At 57.1% G+C, this 857-nt stretch carries 1 protein-coding gene; it reads left to right on the top strand.

Annotated features, from left to right (window positions below; genetic code table 11):
* On the top strand, nt 1-823 hold an 823-nt coding region (locus L8U60_RS10725), incomplete at its 5' end, for an IS256 family transposase (protein ID WP_269966355.1).
* Nucleotides 824-857 lie beyond the last annotated feature (34 nt).

Here is an 857-nt window from a genome sequence, read left to right as displayed (position 1 = left end):
AATCTGGCAAAACCGTCAGCTAGATCAGTTCTATCCCGTGATATTTCTGGATGCGCTACGCGTCAAGATTCGCGACGGCAACCGTGTGGTCAACAAGGCGTGCTACATGGCTGTTGGTGTGGATATGGACGGCATCAAGCACATCCTGGGCTTGTGGATTGCTGATAATGAAGGCGCGGCATTCTGGGCATCAGTCTGCGCAGATCTGGCCAACCGTGGCGTCCAGGACGTGTTCATCGTCTGCTGCGACGGGCTCAAAGGCCTACCAGAAGCCGTGGAGGCGACCTGGCCGAATTCCATGGTGCAGACCTGTATTGTGCACCTGATTCGAGCTGCGAACCGGTGGGTGTCCTACCAGGACCGTAAGCCTGTTTCCAGCGCGCTGCGTGAGGTCTACACCGCTGCTAACGAAGACACCGCACGTGAGGCATTAGATGCCTTCGAGGCCTCTGAACTGGGACAGAAGTACCCCCAGTCGGTGAAAGTGTGGCGTGATGCGTGGGATCGGTTCGTGCCGTTCCTGCAGTTCCCACCAGCGGCGCGGAAGGTGCTCTACACCACGAATTCGATCGAGTCGCTTAACGCTGAGCTGCGTAAAGCTACTCGGAACCGGGGCCAGTTCCCGAACGATACAGCGGCGCTGAAGACGTTGTGGTTGATGATCTGCAACATCGAAGACAAACGCGCTGCCCAACGCGCGAGGAAAGCCAAGCGCGCTGTCGAGTGCAACGGGTATATTGAAGGAGCGAAAGCCAACGGCTGGCAACAAGCCATCAACCAACTAGCTGTGGCATACCCAGACCGATTCGCGGACTACTTGTAAACCAAGCCCCCGCACACAAACAATCGGACACTCT

It is taken from the genome of Corynebacterium meitnerae (assembly GCF_027570075.1).
Taxonomy (GTDB): Bacteria; Actinomycetota; Actinomycetes; order Mycobacteriales; family Mycobacteriaceae; genus Corynebacterium; species Corynebacterium meitnerae.
This window is presented reverse-complemented; position numbering and strand designations above follow the sequence as displayed.